Annotated in this window: 1 protein-coding gene; it reads left to right on the plus strand. The window is 57.8% G+C overall.

Going from position 1 to position 1,029, the window contains the following annotated elements; genetic code table 11:
- On the plus strand, positions 1-938 hold a 938-nt coding region (locus NW819_RS12555; RefSeq protein ID WP_414413949.1), incomplete at its 5' end, for a CHAD domain-containing protein.
- Positions 939-1,029 lie beyond the last annotated feature (91 nt).

Raw genomic sequence — 1,029 nt, forward strand, 5'->3', positions numbered from 1 at the left:
GCGGGACGGAGTCCTTGCACTTGACCTTGCCCTCATCTGCGCCCTTGCCAACCGTGGCCGCCTGGGCCCACCAGCTGTTGAGCCAGCAATGGCAGCGGCTGCAGAAACACGTAAAGCGAGTTCTGACCCAGCATCCAGAAGCGGCAGAGTCTCTGCACCAAATCCGGGTGACCCTGCGCCGTATTGGCACCTGGGTGCAGGTATTTCAGGGATCCGTCCGGCTGCCCAAGCCTCTCAAGCCCAAACGCCTGCAAAAGCTGGCCAGTGCTTTGGGCAAGCAGCGGGATCTGGACGTGCTGCTGGAAATCCTGCAGGAACCTTGTTGGGAAGGGATCCCGGCAGCCCAGCAGGCAGAACTGGAGAAGCTAAAACAAGATCTGCAGCAACGTCGAACCCAAGCCGAGAAACGCTCCCGCCGCATTCTTGAAGATGCTGACTTCCTGGCGTTTCAAGCTGCCTGCGAGCAGTGGCTGGCTCACCCCCGCTATAAGCCCCAGGCGGAGCTGCCTTTGCCGGAAAGCTTGCCCCACTTGCTGACTCCCCTGCTGGCCCAGTGGCTGCTGCAGCCAGGCTGGCGGATCCCTGCTTTCCCCGCAACGGAAGCCCAGGCTGAGCAACTGCACGAGCTGCGCAAGGCCACCAAACGGCTGCGCTATCAGGTGGAGTTTTTTGCGCCCTTTTACGGGGAAACCATGCAAGATTGGATAGCAACCCTGAAGTGCTTGCAGGATCAACTGGGCCGCTTTAACGATTTGCAGGTTTTGCAAGGCGAGCTGCCTGCAGACTCAGACCTACAAACCCTTCTCCAGGAACAACAAAAACTAGCCCTCCAGGAGTGGCCTGAGCACCAACAGCGCTGCCTGGCCTCTGCCGAGCAGCACCGGCTTTACTCTAATCTTTTCTCTGTTTCCAATTTCTTTCCAACTGGGGATCCCTAGGTTTCCAATTCTATAGATCCCCCCGAAGGAAAAACCCCGCCTTATTGGCGGGGGATTTTTTGTGGCTATAGGGTTTCCAATTTCTAGGGAT

The organism is Synechococcus sp. R8-2, assembly GCF_047461715.1.
In the GTDB taxonomy this organism is placed as follows: domain Bacteria; phylum Cyanobacteriota; class Cyanobacteriia; order Thermostichales; family Thermostichaceae; genus Thermostichus.